The sequence below is a fragment of the Pseudomonas sp. HMSC076A11 genome (genome assembly GCF_001810205.1).
In the GTDB taxonomy this organism is placed as follows: domain Bacteria; phylum Pseudomonadota; class Gammaproteobacteria; order Pseudomonadales; family Pseudomonadaceae; genus Pseudomonas; species Pseudomonas aeruginosa.
Genome location: NZ_KV800261.1, coordinates 10,635 through 24,945, shown reverse-complemented (window position 1 = coordinate 24,945; position 14,311 = coordinate 10,635). Strand labels below are relative to the sequence as shown.

Annotated in this window: 13 protein-coding genes and 2 pseudogenes; 4 read left to right on the top strand and 11 right to left on the bottom strand. The window is 67.4% G+C overall.

Annotated elements, in window-relative coordinates; all coding sequences use genetic code 11:
* The 3 genes and pseudogenes from HMPREF2716_RS01280 to HMPREF2716_RS01270 form a co-directional block, all read right to left on the bottom strand.
* Positions 1 to 467, bottom strand: a pseudogene (locus HMPREF2716_RS01280) (MFS transporter); the annotation flags it as partial.
* A gap of 162 nt (positions 468 to 629) precedes the next feature.
* Entirely contained in the window at positions 630 to 1,400 is a 771-nt protein-coding gene (locus HMPREF2716_RS01275) for a hypothetical protein (protein ID WP_003112930.1), read from the bottom strand.
* Positions 1,401 to 1,508: 108 nt separating this feature from the next.
* The gene (locus HMPREF2716_RS01270; RefSeq protein ID WP_003107720.1) at positions 1,509 to 2,195 is read right to left on the bottom strand and encodes a Crp/Fnr family transcriptional regulator; all 687 of its coding nucleotides are present in this window, start codon (positions 2,193 to 2,195) and stop codon (positions 1,509 to 1,511) included.
* Between the two features lie 75 nt (positions 2,196 to 2,270).
* Between HMPREF2716_RS01270 and HMPREF2716_RS01265 the strand changes: the two genes are divergently transcribed.
* Positions 2,271 to 2,786: an Mpo1 family 2-hydroxy fatty acid dioxygenase gene (locus HMPREF2716_RS01265; RefSeq protein ID WP_003107722.1), complete on the top strand. Its 516-nt coding sequence runs from the start codon at positions 2,271 to 2,273 to the stop codon at positions 2,784 to 2,786.
* A gap of 39 nt (positions 2,787 to 2,825) precedes the next feature.
* On the opposite strand, the gene HMPREF2716_RS01260 is transcribed toward HMPREF2716_RS01265, so the two are convergent.
* Positions 2,826 to 3,584, bottom strand: a complete 759-nt coding sequence (locus HMPREF2716_RS01260; protein WP_003084230.1) for a metalloprotease LoiP — start codon at positions 3,582 to 3,584, stop codon at positions 2,826 to 2,828.
* Positions 3,585 to 3,755: 171 nt separating this feature from the next.
* Positions 3,756 to 4,508 (bottom strand): sulfite exporter TauE/SafE family protein, encoded by a 753-nt coding sequence (locus tag HMPREF2716_RS01255; RefSeq protein ID WP_003160947.1) that lies wholly within the window; start codon positions 4,506 to 4,508, stop codon positions 3,756 to 3,758.
* Between the two features lie 93 nt (positions 4,509 to 4,601).
* Here HMPREF2716_RS01255 and HMPREF2716_RS01250 point away from each other — a divergent pair, with 93 nt between their 5' ends.
* Positions 4,602 to 5,300, top strand: a complete 699-nt coding sequence (locus HMPREF2716_RS01250) for an ArsR/SmtB family transcription factor (protein ID WP_003104488.1) — start codon at positions 4,602 to 4,604, stop codon at positions 5,298 to 5,300.
* Between the two features lie 13 nt (positions 5,301 to 5,313).
* Here the strand turns inward: HMPREF2716_RS01250 and HMPREF2716_RS01245 are convergent, their stop codons facing one another.
* The 6 genes from HMPREF2716_RS01245 to HMPREF2716_RS01220 all read right to left on the bottom strand — a co-directional run bounded on the left by HMPREF2716_RS01245 (position 5,314) and on the right by HMPREF2716_RS01220 (position 11,970).
* Positions 5,314 to 6,303, bottom strand: coding sequence for a sulfate/molybdate ABC transporter ATP-binding protein (locus HMPREF2716_RS01245; protein ID WP_003104490.1), 990 nt, complete (start codon positions 6,301 to 6,303; stop codon positions 5,314 to 5,316).
* Between the two features lie 3 nt (positions 6,304 to 6,306).
* Positions 6,307 to 7,176, bottom strand: a complete 870-nt coding sequence (cysW, locus tag HMPREF2716_RS01240) for a sulfate ABC transporter permease subunit CysW (RefSeq protein ID WP_070621780.1) — start codon at positions 7,174 to 7,176, stop codon at positions 6,307 to 6,309.
* A gap of 10 nt (positions 7,177 to 7,186) precedes the next feature.
* Positions 7,187 to 8,005: a sulfate ABC transporter permease subunit CysT gene (cysT, locus tag HMPREF2716_RS01235; protein ID WP_003084241.1), complete on the bottom strand. Its 819-nt coding sequence runs from the start codon at positions 8,003 to 8,005 to the stop codon at positions 7,187 to 7,189.
* Between the two features lie 161 nt (positions 8,006 to 8,166).
* Positions 8,167 to 9,165, bottom strand: a complete 999-nt coding sequence (locus HMPREF2716_RS01230) for a sulfate ABC transporter substrate-binding protein (RefSeq protein ID WP_003084243.1) — start codon at positions 9,163 to 9,165, stop codon at positions 8,167 to 8,169.
* Positions 9,166 to 9,341: 176 nt separating this feature from the next.
* Positions 9,342 to 9,524: a sulfur starvation response protein OscA gene (gene oscA, locus HMPREF2716_RS01225; RefSeq protein WP_003084246.1), complete on the bottom strand. Its 183-nt coding sequence runs from the start codon at positions 9,522 to 9,524 to the stop codon at positions 9,342 to 9,344.
* Between the two features lie 163 nt (positions 9,525 to 9,687).
* Positions 9,688 to 11,970, bottom strand: coding sequence for a putative bifunctional diguanylate cyclase/phosphodiesterase (locus tag HMPREF2716_RS01220; protein ID WP_003162102.1), 2,283 nt, complete (start codon positions 11,968 to 11,970; stop codon positions 9,688 to 9,690).
* A 171-nt stretch (positions 11,971 to 12,141) separates the two neighbouring features.
* Between HMPREF2716_RS01220 and desA the strand changes: the two genes are divergently transcribed.
* Together desA and HMPREF2716_RS01210 are read left to right on the top strand one after the other, a co-directional pair.
* Positions 12,142 to 13,320: a delta-9 fatty acid desaturase DesA gene (gene desA / locus HMPREF2716_RS01215; protein ID WP_003104496.1), complete on the top strand. Its 1,179-nt coding sequence runs from the start codon at positions 12,142 to 12,144 to the stop codon at positions 13,318 to 13,320.
* Between the two features lie 228 nt (positions 13,321 to 13,548).
* Positions 13,549 to 14,311 (top strand): annotated as a pseudogene (locus HMPREF2716_RS01210) (sodium:solute symporter); the annotation flags it as partial.

The window sequence follows — 14,311 nt, the reverse complement described above, 5'->3', positions numbered from 1 at the left end:
GGCGCGGCGCTGGCGGACAGCGCCGCGCCAGCCATGATGGCGGTGACGTAGAGCCCCATGCAGAGCGGCGTGCGCGCGCCGAAACGGGCCTTGATCAGGGCCGGCATCAGCGCCTGGATCAGGGCGATGCCGAGACCGGCGAGCATGGCGCTGCCGAGCAGGTCGGGCAGGCCTCGGCTGCCCAGGCGCAGGGCGCTGGCGGCGCCGATCAGCAGCAGGGCGAGGGCCACCGAACGCCACTCGCCGACGCGGCGGGCGATGCCCAGGCCGAAGAACATGCCGAGGCCGAGGGTCAGCACCGGCAGGGCGGTCAGCAGCGAGACGTCGCCGAAGCTGAGCGCGATCTCGCCGCGCATGGCGTTCAGCAGTGGGCCGACGGCGGCCATGGAGGGCCGCAGGTTGAGGCCGACCAGGACGATGGCGGCCATCAGCCAGAGGGTGCGGCCGGGTGGGTTGGCAGTGGGCATGGCGATCTCCTTTCGGGAGCACCATTGCGCCTGCGCCAGGGCGTGGCGGCAAATCAAAATCCGCAGGGCGGATTCGAAAAAATGCGCTGGCCAGGGAGTCGGGGCGGACGCTGGCGCAACGTTGCGAGTCGCGAGGTTATCCGCCCCGTGCGGCGCGTGGCCTCACTCCGCACTCAAGCGCATCAGGCTTTCGCTCAGGGCACGCGCGTGGCGGTCGACGATGATCGGCGCCCAGGGCCTGCCGGAAGCGCTGACCAGCGCGCTGCTCTTGCTGTTCAGGTCGCGCAGGGCCTGGCTCAGGTACTCCCAGCGGTTTTCCAGTTTCTTCAGTCCCGCCGGGTTGGCGCTTTGCGCCACCAGCAGGGCGATGCGCCGGTCGATCAGCGGGACCAGCACGCTCTCGTCCTGGCCGAGATAGTCCCGGGGCTGCTCGCGGGCAGTCTCCAGCCCGCCCAGGTAGGCGCGCGCCAGGTATTGCAGGGACAGGTACTCGACCCGCACCGGCAACTGCCAGAGCGGCAGGGGCTGGCCTGGCGGGGGCGGCGGCACCTGGCGTTCCACCAGGTTGAGGAAGTCACGCAGGGCGCGGCTCAGTTGCTGCGGGTAGCGCCAGGGCAGGTCCTCTTCGCGGGGGCCGTAGGCCGCGCCTTCACGGATGCGCGCCACCAGCGTCTTTTCGCCTTGCCGCAGGAGCACCCCCTCGGGGGCGGCGGCGAGCGCCCGATCGAGGCTGGCGAGGTCCTTCTCCAGTTGCGCCGCGTGCTGTTCCTGGAAACCCTCGCCGCGCAGCAACAACAGGCTGCCCACCGCGCGACAGGCCTGGACCTGCAGTTGTTGCAGGGCGCGTTGCTGGTCGTCGAGGGCAGCGCGCGCCGGCAGCGCCAGCAGCAGGCAGTAAAGACAGAGGACAGCGGGAAGCGCGGGACGGAGCATGGGGAGATCCTGTTGTTGTCGTTATGGATATCCGCACCGAGGGCAGGTGCCCTGCACACGGTAGCCGGCCATGGCGCGCCTGCAAGCGTTCGAAAGTGTGATTCGCGCTCAGCCGTGGGTGGCCGCGCGCAGGCCGGCGAGGTCGAGAATCTCGATGCCGCCGTAGCTGAGCTGGAGGATGCCCTGGGCTTCGAGGTCCTTGAGGATCTGGTTGGTGGTCTGCCGCGACAGCGACAGCATCAATGCCAACTGCTCCTGCGGCAGGTGCAGGACCTGCCGGCTGCGGCTGTTGTCGTAGCCCTCGGCGAGCATCAGCAGGCGCCGCGCCAGGCGTTGCGCGGCCGGCAGCAGGGCCATCTCTTCCAGGGCGATGAATGCCAGGCGCAGCTTGTGGCTCATCAGCAGGGCCACGTCGCGCCAGTAGTGCGGCTCGCGGCGAAGCAGTTCGAGCAGCGCCGCCTGCGGTACCTGGAGTAGCTGGGTGTGGCCTTCGGCGTAGGCATCGTGGGTGCGCGCCTGGCCGTCGAACAGGGCGATCTCGCCGAACCAGTGCGGCGCTTCCACCAGGATCAGCAGCGCCTCCTTGCCGTTCTCGCTGACCGCGCTGATACGGATCGCGCCCTCGACCACGCAGTACAGTCCGCAGGGCGCGTCGCCGCGGGCGAACAGGCGCTGGCCCGGCGGCAACTGGCGCGGTTGGGCGAGTGCCAGCAGGTGCGTCTGCAAGGCCTCCGGCAAACCCTGGAACCAGCGGCCGGCCTGGAGTTGCGAACGGTAGTCGGTACGCTCGTTCATGTTTGTCGTCTAGCTGACAGAGTGGAAAACCGGGGCGGCGCGATGATGCGAGAACCCTGGCGTGAGACCACAACAATGAAAACCCTAGTCGATCACCTTGCGCAATACGCCGCCTACCACCGCGACCGGCGCAACATCTTCAGCCATTTCATCGGCATTCCGATGATCGTCCTCTCCATCGCCGTGTTGCTGGCGCGGCCGGCGCTGGGGTTCGGCCTGTCTCCGGCGCTGCTGCTGGCGCTCGCCGCGGCGCTGTTCTACCTGCGCCTGGACCTGCGCTTCGGCGTGGCCATGACGGCGCTGCTGGCGCTGACGGTGTGGGGCGCTGCGCAATTGGCGGCGGGGACTACCGCGGCCTGGCTGGGCTGGGGCGTCGGCCTGTTCGTGGTCGGCTGGATCATCCAGTTCGTCGGTCATTACTACGAAGGGCGCAAGCCGGCCTTCGTCGACGATCTCAGCGGGTTGATCGTCGGTCCGCTCTTCGTGCTGGCGGAACTGGCCTTTCTGCTGGGGCTGCGCGGCGACGTGCAGCGCGAGGTCGAGGAGCGCGCCGGCCCGACCTGCATTCGCGAGCACAAGCGGGCGGCGTGAGGCGGTCTCCCGCGAGCGCGGGAGACCGGGGTGGGAGCGTTACTTGCGATCCGCAGCGATGCGCTGGCGGATGTGATCGGCGCGGGCCTGGGAGCCCGGGTGCGAATCGAACATGCTGCTGTCGCCGCCGCCCAGCTTGGCCAGCTTCTCGAAGGCGGTGACCAGGCCCTGGGTGTTCACTCCGCGCTTCTTCAGTAGCTCGTAGGAGAAATCGTCGGCGTCGGATTCCTGGGACTGGGAGAACTGCGCGTTGACCAGCGATTCGGTGAGTTCGCCCAGCTGGGAGCCGGACAGGGCGGCCAGCGCGCCGCTCTTCGAGGCGCCGGCGGCGCCGCGCACCGCGGCGGCCGCGTAGGCGGTCTGGGCGGCCTTGCGGGTGTGGCCGAGGGCGACGTGGCCCATCTCGTGGCCGAGTACGCCTTCGATCTCGTTGTCGCTCATCAGCTCCATCAGCCCGCTGTAGACGCGGATGCAGCCGTTGGCCATGGCCCAGGCGTTGACCTCCTCGGTGAGGTAGACCTTGTAGTTCACCGGCACGCCGTCGATCTGGTCGCCCAGGGCCTTGGCGATCTTGTCCAGGCGCTGGCCGTACTTGCTGTTGGCCGGGGCGATGCGGTTTTGCTGGTCGGACTCGGCGCAGGCCTGGTCGGCGACCTGGCGGACCTCGGCGTCGCTCAGGGTTGCAGCCTTCACCGCCATCATGCCGTGCTGCATGAGGTCCCCCTGGGGCAGGTTCTGGCAGCCGGCCAGGGTGGCGCAGGCGAGGGCCAGGGCGGAAAGGGAAAGACGGGTCTTCATCGTGTGCTCCTTGCGATAGGTGGCGTTCCGTGCCGGACGGGCGTGTTCCGCCCGGTGCCGCGCGCCCGGTGGGGGTCGCGCGGCGGCGGATGATAGCGACTTGTGCCGTTCGTCGGAAGTCCCGCGAAGGCCGCAGGCCCGCCCTGGCGGGTGCGCAATGCGTCCCTGGCGTCAGTGGAAACCGCGCCAGGCGAGGTCGGCGCCGAGCAGCAGGAGACCGACGAAGAAGCAGCGCCTGAACAGCGTCGCGCTGATCCGCTGGCGCAGCCACTGGCCGAGGAGCATCCCGCCCAGCGCCGGGACCAGGGTCAGCAGAGAGGCGCCGAGCATCTGCGGTTCGAGCAGGTCGCCGTGCACGCCGAGAGTGACCGCCAGGGCCAGGGTCGAGGCGCTGAACGACAGGCCGAGGGCCTGGACCAGTTCGTCGCGCTGCAATCCTAGGGCTCCCAGGTAGGGCACCGCGGGAATCACGAAAACCCCGGTGACCGCGGTCAGCGCGCCGGTCGCCAGCCCGACCAGCGGGCCGGCCCAGGGCTCGTGGCGTGCCGGCAGGTGCAGCGGGATCGCGGCCAGGCCGAGCAGCGCGTAGGCCGCCAGGGCCAGGCCGAGCACGCCGGTGGCCTGCCTTGGTGCGTCGCCGCCGAGCCATGCGCCGACCAGCAGGGTGCCCACGATCACCCCGAGCAGCAGGCCGGCCAGGCGCTTCATCAAGCCGAGGAAGCGCGGGCCGCAGGCGAGCTGCCAGAGGTTGGTCACCATCGACGGTACGATCAGCAGCGCCGCCGCCTGCATCGGCGGCATGGCCAGGCCGAGCAGGCCCACCGAGACCGTCGGCAGGCCCAGGCCGACCACGCCCTTGACGAAGCCGGCGAGAAGGAAGCTGAGGGCGATCAGCGGGATCAGGGCGTGGAGGTCGACGGACATGCGGGTTCTTCCTTGTCTCGGGCTGGCGCGAACGGGCGATGGCGGCCAGTATCTCTCGTCGTCGACAGGCAATGTTTCATCCGGAGGTGAAGCATGCAATTCAATCCCGGCTTCAGTTCGCTGGCGGCGCTGCTCGCCGATCCCGGCCGCGCGCAGATGATCTGGGCACTGATGGATGGCAGCGCCCGCCCGGCCAGCGAGCTGGCGCTGCTGGCGGGCGTCTCGCCGTCCTCCGCCAGCGGCCACCTGGGACGGCTGGTCGAGGGCGGCGTGCTGAGCCTGGAGGCGCGCGGGCGCAATCGCTTCTATCGCCTGGCCGGGCCGGAAGTGGGACAGGCGGTGGAAGCGCTGGCCAGCGCCTCCCTGGCCCTGCAGCCGCAGCGGCGCAGCCTGCCGCCGAGCCACGGCACGCCGTCGGCGTTGCGCGAGGCGCGGACCTGCTACGACCACCTGGCCGGCGAACTCGCGGTCGGTGTGTTCGCACGGATGCTGGATGCCGGCTGGATCGAGCAGGAGGGCAGGACGCTGCGCCTGAGCGCGACCGGCGAGGCCGGGCTGGCCAGGTTGGGAATCGACCTGGCGGAGGTCCGCCGCCGCCGTCGGCAGTTCGCCTGCGCCTGCCCCGACTGGAGCGAACGAAAGCCGCACCTCGGCGGCGCGCTGGGGGCGGCGTTGCTGGAGGCCTGTCTGCGCCAGGGCTGGTTGCGGCCGCAGGACGGCTCGCGGGCGTTGCAGGTGTCGTCGAAGGGCCGCGCGGGACTGCGCGGCCTGGCGGAGCGCACGGCGGGCTGAACCCGCCGCGGGATCAGAGATTGGCCACCGGCTGGAAGGCCTTCGGCTTGAAGTAGAGGGTCTCGCCGCGGGCCAGGCCGGCCAGGCTGTCGTGGTCCTTCACCACTTCGGCTTCGATCAGTTCGTCCTGGCCGTCGACCTTCAGCGTTACCCGGGTGATCGCCCCCAGCGGACGGATGTCGCGGACCTCGGCGGCGCGGTGCTCGGCCACCGCGGAACGCGACAGCGACACTTCGTGGGGGCGGAACAGCAGGTGCTGGTCGTTGCCCAGTTGCAGGCGGTTGGAGTCGCCGAGGAAGTGGTAGACGAAATCGCTGGCCGGGTTCTCGTAGACCTCGCCGGGCGAGCCGATCTGCTCGATCACGCCCTTGTTCATCACCACGATGCGGTCGGCCACTTCCATCGCTTCTTCCTGGTCGTGGGTGACGAACACCGAGGTCAGGTTGATCTCCTCGTGCAGGCGCGCCAGCCAGCGGCGCAGCTCCTTGCGTACCTTGGCGTCGAGGGCGCCGAAGGGTTCGTCGAGGAGCAGGATCTTCGGCTCCACCGCCAGCGCGCGGGCCAGGGCGATACGCTGCCGCTGGCCGCCGGAGAGTTGCTCTGGATAGCGGTCGGCGAGCCAGTCGAGCTGCACCATGTTGAGCAGCTCGTGGACCTTGGCCTTGATCGCGGATTCGCCCGGCCGCTCGCCCTTGGGCTTCATGCGCAGGCCGAAGGCGACGTTGTCGAACACCGTCATGTGGCGGAACAGCGCGTAGTGCTGGAAGACGAAGCCGACGTTGCGGTCGCGCACGTCGTGCTGCGAGACGTCCTCGCCATGGAACACGATGTTGCCGGCGTCCGGGGTTTCCAGCCCGGCGATGATCCGCAGCAGGGTGGTCTTGCCGCACCCGGAGGGGCCGAGCAGGGCCACCAGCTCGCCGCTCTGGATGTCCAGGTTGATGTTGTCCAGGGCCTTGAAGGCGTTGAAGTTCTTGCTGACGTTACGGATTTCGATACTCATGGTTCATTCCTCGTCAGCATTGCTTTTCAGTCGGGACATGCGGGATTCGCTCCACTGCTTGAGCAGAAGGATGACCAGCGCCATCAGCAGCAACAGGCTGGCGACGCTGAAGGCGGCGACATGGTTGTATTCGTTGTAGAGGATCTCGACGTGCAGCGGCAGGGTGTTGGTGACACCGCGGATATGCCCGGAAACCACCGACCCCGCGCCGAACTCGCCCATCGCCCGCGCGGTGCAGAGCACCACGCCGTAGATCAGGCCCCACTTGATGTTCGGCAGGGTCACGTGCCAGAACATCTGCCAGCCGTTGGCGCCGAGCAGGCGGGCGGCTTCCTCCTCCTGGGTGCCCTGCTCCTGCATCAGCGGGATCAGTTCGCGGGCGACGAAGGGCACGGTGACGAAGAGGGTCGCCAGGACGATGCCGGGCACCGCGAAAACGATCTGGATGTCGTGGTCGCTCAGCCATTCGCCGAAGTAGCCCTGGGCGCCGAACAACAGCACGTAGATCAGGCCGGCGATCACCGGCGAGACCGAGAACGGCAGGTCGATCAGGGTCACCAGGATGCTCTTGCCGCGAAACTCGAACTTGCTCACGCACCAGGCGGCGGCGACACCGAACAGCAGGTTGAGCGGCACCGAGATAGCCACCGCGATCAGGGTCAGCTTCAGCGCGGCCAGCGCGTCGGGTTCGAGGATCGCCTCGAAGAAGGTGCCGAAACCCTGCTTCAGCGCCTCGCTCAGGACCACGTAGAGCGGCAGCAGGAGGAACAGGGCGAAGACCAGCCAGGCCAGGACGATCAGGGCCAGGCGGCCGCCGGCGTTGCCGCGGCGGGAGGCGCTGGCGGTGGCAGCGGAAATGCTTGCACTGGACATGGCGCCCTCCTTACGGGGTTTCGATGCGACGCTGCAGCAGGTTGATCAGCAGCAGCAGGATGAAGGACACCACCAGCATCAGCACGCCGATGGCGGTGGCGCCGGTGTAGTCGTACTGGTCCAGCTTGACCATGATCAGCAGCGGCAGGATCTCGGTCTTCATCGGCATGTTGCCGGCGATGAAGATCACCGAGCCGTATTCGCCGACGCCCCGGGCGAAGGCCAGGGCGAAACCGGTCAGCCAGGCCGGCAGCAGCGCCGGCACGAGGATATGGCGGAACACCTGCAGCGGCCTGGCGCCGAGGCAGGCGGCGGCTTCCTCGACTTCCTTGGGAATGTCGGCGAGCACCGGCTGCACCGTGCGGACCACGAACGGCAGGGTCACGAAAGTCAGCGCCAGGGTGATCCCCAGGGGGGTATAGGCGATCTTGAAGCCGAGGTCGCTGGCGAACTGGCCGACCAGGCCGGCCGGCGCATAGAGCGCGGTGAGGGCGATACCGGCGACGGCGGTGGGCAGGGCGAAGGGCAGGTCGATCATGGCATCGATGATCTTCCGTCCGGGGAATTCGTAGCGCACCAGGACCCAGGCCAGCAGCGTGCCGATCAAGCCGTTGAGCACGGCGGCGGCGAGCGCGGTGCCGAAGCTCAGCTTGAGCGCGGCGAGCACCCGCGGCGCGCTGATGATGGCCCAGAATTGCTCCCAGCTGAGCTGGGTGGTCTTGAGGAACATGGCCCCCAGCGGGATCAGGACCAGCAGGCTGAGGTACACCAGGGTGTATCCCAGGGTCAGCCCGAAGCCGGGTATGACCGGGGAAATGCGTCGTGACATGTTCTGTCCTTACTCTGCGTTGGAACGCTTGGTGGCTCTCCCGGTGCCGGTTCCTTCCGGCAGTGGGCCCGGTACGGGACCGGGCCTGCTAGCCCCCTCGCCCGTCCGGGAGAGGGTCTGGGAGAGGGGCCGTGGTTCGGGCGACGGGTCTGCCGTCGCGATCATTGCGCCTGGTAGATCTGGTCGAAGATGCCCCCGTCGTTGAAGAACTTCGGCTGGGCCGTCTTCCAGCCGCCGAAATCGGAGTCGACGGTGACCAGGTTCAGTTTCGGGAACTGCGTGGCGAACTCGGCGGCGACCTTCTGGTTGCGCGGCCGGTAGAAGTTCTGCGCGGCGATGCGCTGGCCTTCCTCGCTGTACAGGTATTGCAGGTAGGCCTCGGCGACCTTGCGGGTGCCTTTCTTCTCGACCACCTTGTCGACCACCGCGACCGGCGGTTCGGCGAGGATGGAGATGGAGGGTACGACGATCTCGAAGTTTTCCCCGCCCTGTTCCTTCTTCGCCAGGAACGCCTCGTTCTCCCAGGCCAGCAGCACGTCGCCGATCTGGTTGTTGACGAAGGTGATGGTCGAGCCGCGGGCGCCGGTGTCGAGTACCGGTACGTGCTTGTACAGCGCCTGCACGTAGTCCTTGGCCTTCTCGTCGCTGCCGTACTGCTTCTTCGCCCAGGCCCAGGCGGCGAGGAAGTTCCAGCGCGCGCCGCCGGAGGTCTTCGGGTTCGGCGTGATGACTTCCACGCCTTCCTTGGTCAGGTCGCCCCAGTCCTTGATTCCCTTGGGGTTGCCCTTGCGCACCAGGAACACGATGGTCGAGGTGTAGGGGGTGCTGTTGTCCGGCAGGCGTGCCTGCCAGTCGGCCGGCAGCAGCTTGCCGAGCTTGTGCAGTTCGTCGATGTCGCCGGCCAGGGCCAGGGTCACCACGTCGGCCTTGAGCCCGTCGATCACCGCGCGGGCCTGCTTGCCGGAGCCGCCGTGGGACTGCTGGACGGTCAGGTCCTCGCCGCCCTGGGCCTTCCAGTGCTTGATGAAGGCCGCGTTGTAGGCCTGGTACAGCTCGCGGGTCGGGTCGTAGGAAACGTTCAGCAGTTGCGTGGCCGCGGCAACCGGGCCGGAGACCAGGGCGCTGGCGAGTGCGGCCAGGGCGAAACGACGAAGGGACATGTGCAGCTCCTAGGTGTGTGCTGTTTCGATTGTTCTAATGGGGTGTTGGCGGAACGACGGGAACACGGGGCGTCAGGCGCGCATTCGCGGCCGACAGCTGCAGTACCGGTGCGGATGGGGTATCGAACGGATGTTCATGGCGAGACGCCTCCGGTGGTCCAGTCGGGTCGTGTGCTTCAGGCCTGCTTGACGGCCGGTTGCTGCAGACGGAATTTTTCCTTGCGCTCGATCTGCACCACCTGGCCGTTGTGCACGGTGATCTCGACGGCGCCGAAGCGCAGGCCGCGCAGGGCACTCTGGATTTCACGCAGGATGGTGGCTTCGTCCTGGCCATCCAGGCTTCTGAGGGTTGCGCTCATGGGTCTCTGCTCCTGTGGCTCGAGGTGCCGCGTTGCTCGACGAAGTGGAGGCGGCGTGAGGCGCATAGTAAGCAGTGGGCAATATTCTTAAAAATATTGTTTAAGAATCTTTATAGGTAAAGTGGTTATAAGACGGCGAAGCGGCCCGGCTTCGCCGCCAGGCTCAGTCTTCCGGCAGCGCCACGGGCGGCAGGTCGAAGCGCAGCGCTTCCGCCGGTTGCGGCCGTCCGTACCAGTAGCCTTGGCCGAAGTCGCAGCCATGTTCGCGCAGGAACAGCGCCTGGTCCTGGTGCTCGATACCCTCGGCAACCACCCGCAGGCCCATGCTTTGCGCCAGGGCAACGATCGCACGGGCGATCGCGGCGTCGTCCACCGCGCCGGGCAGGCCGGCGACGAAGCCCTGGTCGATCTTCAGCTTGTGTACCGGCAGCCGCTTGAGGCGCATCAGCGAGGAATAGCCGGTGCCGAAGTCGTCGATGGCCAGGTTCACGCCGAGGATGCGCAGGCGGCAGAGCAGGTTGAGGGACTGCTCGAAGTCTTCCATCACTGCGCTTTCGGTGACTTCCAGCTCCAGGTAGCGGGGCTCCAGCCCGGACTCTTCCAGGGCGTTGGCGATCCTTTCCTCCAGGCCGCCGCGGTTGAACAGCCGGCTGGAGACGTTGACCGCGACGAACTCCAGTTCGACGCCGCGCTGTTGCCATTCGCGCATCTGCCGGCAGGCCCGCTTGAGCACCCAATTGTCCAGCGCGGCGATCAGCCCGCATTCCTCCGCCACCGGGACGAACTCGCCTGGCGGCACCAGGCCGCGCTCGGGATGCTGCCAGCGCACCAGCGACTCGACGCCGACGATCCGCCCGCTGGCCAGGTCGTGCACCGGCTGGTAGTGGACGCGCAGTTCGTCGTGATCCAGCGCATGGCGCAGGGCCGATTCCACCTGGACATGGGCGCGGGCCCGGGCGGTCAGCACGCGGGTGTAGAAGGCGTAGGCGTTACGCCCGCTGTCCTTGGCCTGGAACAGCGCGGCGTCGGCATGTTGCATCAGGTGGTCGACGTCGCTGGCGTCTTCCGGGTAGAGGCTGACACCGAGGCTGGCGCTGATATAGATCGGCTGGCAGTGGATGTCGAACGGCGCGTTGAAACCGTCGAGTATGCGCTGCGAGAGTCGCGCGACGGCTTCCGGGTCGTCGTTCTCGACGAGGATGGCGAATTCGTCGCCGCCCAGTCGCGACAGCAGGCAGCGCTCGTCGAGCTGGTGTTGCAGGCGCTTGCTGACCTCCTTGAGGAGCATGTCGCCAGTTGTATGGCCGAGGCTGTCGTTGATGTGCTTGAAGTGGTCGAGGTCGATCAGCAGCAGGGCCCCGGCCACCGTCCGGTCCTTGCCGTTCTCCAGCGCCTGCTCGATGCGCTCGCGCAGCAGCACGCGGTTGGGCAGGCCGGTCAGCGAGTCGTGGTGGGCGAGGAAGTCCAGCTCGTTCTCCGAGCGCTTGATGCTGCTCAGGTCGGAGAACACCCCGACGTAGTGGGTCAGTTGGCCCTGGTCGTTGCGCACCGCGCGGATGTGCAGCCACTGCGGGTAGATCTCGCCGCTCTTGCGCCGGTTCCAGATTTCTCCGCTCCAGACGTCCTGCTCGCGCAGGGCCAGCCACAGGCGCTGGTAGAACGCCTGGTCCTGGCGGCCGGAGCGGAGGATCGCCGGGGTCTTGCCGAGCACGTCTTCGGAGCGGTAGCCGGTGATGCGCTCGAAGGAAGGGTTGACGTGCACGATCACCGCCTGGGCATCGGTGACCAGAACGCCCTCGCGGGTGCTGTCGAATACCGCCGCGGCCTGGCGCAGGTGGTCTTCCTTGAGCCGCTGCAGGGTGATGTCGCGGGCCACGCCAGTGTAGTGCAGCGGCTTGCCCAGGGCGTCGCGGAGGACCCGGCCGCGCGAGTGGATCCAGCGGTAGTCGCCGTCCTTGTGGCGCAGGCGGTAGATGTGGTCGAGATTGTCGGTCAGGCCCTGCAGGTGGTTGCGGTGGGCCTCCAGCACGGTGGCGTACTCTTCGGGGTGCAGGCGCTTCTTCCAGGTCTCGATGGGGTCGCCGAGTTCCTCCGGAGCGAGGCCGATCAGCGCGGCGTAGCCCGGCGAGACGAACATCCGGTCGGTCACCAGGTCCCAGTCCCAGAGTCCGTCGCGCACCGCTTCCAGGGCGCGGTTCAGGCGCTGCTCGCTGCCGTGCAGTTCGTCGTAGGCCTGGGCCTTGCGGCGGAACTGGCGTACCAGGTAGAGGTACAGGAGCAGGCCGGTTGCGGCGAAGAAGAACAGCCGCTTGGCGGTCATCCAGAACACCAGTTGGTCGTGGTCCTGGACCTGGTTTTGTAACAAATGATCGCTCAGGAACGCCCAGGCGATGGCGATTGCGAGATAAGCCAGGCTCAGGCGAAGGGCACTCAGGCGGGGGCTCATGGGATTTTCAGTGGGCAATTATTGGCCGGGCAGTATAAATGATGGCCATCCGGCCCTGTTCATATCTAAAAGAACGGATGGTAATCCCCAGCCGCTTGGTGATAATGCCCCCAGGTTTTGTCAGACAAGGCCCTCATCACTCCCAAGTCCCCCCGAGGTTCAGTACCGCCTATGTGGTTCAACGGTTTTCTCGACCTGTCGCCGTGGCAACTGGTGGCAGTTACCCTGGTGCTGACGCATATCACCATCGTCAGCGTGACCGTCTACCTGCATCGCTATTCCGCCCACCGTGCACTCGACCTGCACCCCGCGCTGCAGCACTTCTTCCGTTTCTGGTTGTGGTTGACCACAGGGATGAACACGCGCGAATGGACCGCGATCCACCGTAAGCACCATGCCAAGTGCGAGACCGTCGAGGATCCGCACAGCCCGGTGCACAAGGGCCTGTTCACCGTCCTGCGCGCAGGCGCGGAGCTGTACAAGGCCGAGGCGAAGAACCAGGACACCCTGCGCATCTACGGCAAGAACTGCCCGGACGACTGGATCGAGCGCAATCTCTACTCGCGCTTCCCGATCGGCGGCGTGGTGCTGATGGCGCTCATCGACCTGGCCCTGTTCGGCGCCCTTGGCCTGACCGTCTGGGCCGTGCAGATGGTATGGATTCCGTTCTGGGCCGCCGGCGTGGTCAACGGCCTCGGCCACGCGGTCGGCTATCGCAACTTCGAATGCCGCGACGCCGCCACCAACCTGGTGCCCTGGGGCATCCTCATCGGCGGCGAAGAGCTGCACAACAACCACCACACCTACCCGAACTCGGCCAAGCTGTCGGTGAAGAAGTGGGAATTCGACCTGGGCTGGGCCTGGATCAAGCTGTTCAGCTTCCTGCGCCTGGCCAGGGTCGCCCGGGTCGCGCCGATCGCCCATCGGGTCGAGGGCAAGCACAGCCTGGACATGGACACCGCCATGGCGATCCTCAACAACCGCTTCCAGATCATGGCGCAGTACCGCAAGCTGGTGATCGCGCCGCTGGTCAAGCAGGAAGTGGCCAAGGCCGACGAGTCGGTGCGCCACCTGTTCCGCCGCGCCAAGCGCCTGCTGTCGCGCGAGACCAGCCTGCTGCAGGACCGCCACCACGTGCGCATCGACTCGATGCTCGCCCACAGCCAGGCGCTGAAGGTGATCTACGAGAAGCGCCTGGCGTTGCAACAGATCTGGGCCAAGACCAGCGCCAACGGCCACGACATGCTGGCGGCGATCAAGGACTGGGTGCATGAGGCGGAAGCCAGCGGTATCCAGTCGCTGAAGGAGTTCGCCGCGCAACTGAAGACCTACTCGCTGCGTCCCGCCTGACGCCTGGCGCGCCCTCGCGGGTGCGTCAGCCGCCTCTGCAACGCGCCGGCTCCTGCCGGCGCGTTGCGTTTCGGCGTCGCCAGTGCGACGCCCCGCCGATACTTCTCTTCCTCCGCAAGTCGACTTGCCCGATCCGGGATTCAGCCCGGGCGGCGCCCGGCCTATCTTCGGCGTGCCCAGGCGCCACGCCGGGCGTCACGCAGAACAACAAGAAAAGGAGCGCGGGCGATGTTGCTGGATTACCTGATCATGCTGGTCTACGCCCTGGCCATGCTGGTCTACGCCCTGGCCATGCTGGGCCTGGGCTGGTACGGAATGCGCAAGGCGAAGAGCCAGAGCGATTTCCTCGTCGCCGGACGCCGCCTCGGCCCCGGCCTCTACCTGGGAACCATGGCCGCGGTGGTGCTCGGCGGCGCGTCGACCATCGGTACGGTCAAGCTCGGCTACCAGTTCGGCCTGTCCGGCTTGTGGCTGGTGTTCATGCTCGGCCTGGGGATCATCGTCCTCAGCCTGGTGTTCTCGCGGCAGATCGCGCGCCTGCGGGTGTTCACCGTGACCCAGGTGCTGGAGCAGCGCTACCAGGCCTCCTCGCGCCTGATCGGCGGGGTGGTCATGGTCGCCTACGACCTGATGGTGGCGGTCACCGCGACCATCGCCATCGGCTCGGTCACCGAGGTGGTATTCGGCATCCCGCGGATCCCGGCGATCCTCTGCGGTGGCGGGATCGTCATCGTCTATTCGGTGATCGGCGGCATGTGGTCCCTTACGCTGACCGACATCATCCAGTTCGTGATCAAGACCGTCGGTATCTTCCTGGTCTTGCTGCCGTTGTCGATCGACGGCGCCGGTGGCCTGGCGCGCATGCAGGAGGTGCTGCCGGCGGGCTTCTTCGACCTCGGCCACATCGGCCTGGATACCATCCTCACCTACTTCCTCCTGTACTTCTTCGGCGCGCTGATCGGCCAGGACATCTGGCAGCGGGTGTTCACCG

Bases quoted from the DNA above. Each gene is read 5' to 3' on its own strand.
- HMPREF2716_RS01275 (WP_003112930.1), bottom strand. From the start codon at position 1,400: ATGCTCCGTCCCGCGCTTCCCGCTGTCCTCTGTCTTTACTGCCTGCTG.
- HMPREF2716_RS01270 (WP_003107720.1), bottom strand. From the start codon at position 2,195: ATGAACGAGCGTACCGACTACCGTTCGCAACTCCAGGCCGGCCGCTGG.
- HMPREF2716_RS01265 (WP_003107722.1), top strand. From the start codon at position 2,271: ATGAAAACCCTAGTCGATCACCTTGCGCAATACGCCGCCTACCACCGC.
- HMPREF2716_RS01260 (WP_003084230.1), bottom strand. From the start codon at position 3,584: ATGAAGACCCGTCTTTCCCTTTCCGCCCTGGCCCTCGCCTGCGCCACC.
- HMPREF2716_RS01255 (WP_003160947.1), bottom strand. From the start codon at position 4,508: ATGTCCGTCGACCTCCACGCCCTGATCCCGCTGATCGCCCTCAGCTTC.
- HMPREF2716_RS01250 (WP_003104488.1), top strand. From the start codon at position 4,602: ATGCAATTCAATCCCGGCTTCAGTTCGCTGGCGGCGCTGCTCGCCGAT.
- HMPREF2716_RS01245 (WP_003104490.1), bottom strand. From the start codon at position 6,303: ATGAGTATCGAAATCCGTAACGTCAGCAAGAACTTCAACGCCTTCAAG.
- cysW (WP_070621780.1), bottom strand. From the start codon at position 7,176: ATGTCCAGTGCAAGCATTTCCGCTGCCACCGCCAGCGCCTCCCGCCGC.
- cysT (WP_003084241.1), bottom strand. From the start codon at position 8,005: ATGTCACGACGCATTTCCCCGGTCATACCCGGCTTCGGGCTGACCCTG.
- HMPREF2716_RS01230 (WP_003084243.1), bottom strand. From the start codon at position 9,165: ATGTCCCTTCGTCGTTTCGCCCTGGCCGCACTCGCCAGCGCCCTGGTC.
- oscA (WP_003084246.1), bottom strand. From the start codon at position 9,524: ATGAGCGCAACCCTCAGAAGCCTGGATGGCCAGGACGAAGCCACCATC.
- HMPREF2716_RS01220 (WP_003162102.1), bottom strand. From the start codon at position 11,970: ATGAGCCCCCGCCTGAGTGCCCTTCGCCTGAGCCTGGCTTATCTCGCA.
- desA (WP_003104496.1), top strand. From the start codon at position 12,142: ATGTGGTTCAACGGTTTTCTCGACCTGTCGCCGTGGCAACTGGTGGCA.